1 protein-coding gene is annotated in these 263 nt (G+C 54.4%); it reads right to left on the bottom strand.

Annotated elements, in window-relative coordinates:
• The coding region (locus Q4563_RS20505) for an Rnf-Nqr domain containing protein (RefSeq protein WP_303605826.1) at positions 1-263 on the bottom strand (263 nt) is incomplete at both ends.

Here is a 263-nt window from a genome sequence, read left to right as displayed (position 1 = left end):
ATGCTGACCAGGCCGGTGAATCCCATAAATGCCAGTGACATCAAACCGGCGGTGACCATGGCAATGGCCGATCCCTGAAAAGGTTTGGGTACATCCGCGACCGCAATACGTTCACGCATGGCGGCAAACAGCACCATAACCAGAGAGAAGCCAACCGCAGCGCCAAAGCCATAAAGGATGGATTCAACCAGACTGTTATCGCGTTTGATGTTCAGCAAGGCGACGCCCAGAACGGCGCAGTTGGTGGTAATAAGGGGCAGGAA

Source organism: Gilvimarinus sp. 1_MG-2023 (assembly GCF_030548285.1).
This window is presented reverse-complemented; position numbering and strand designations above follow the sequence as displayed.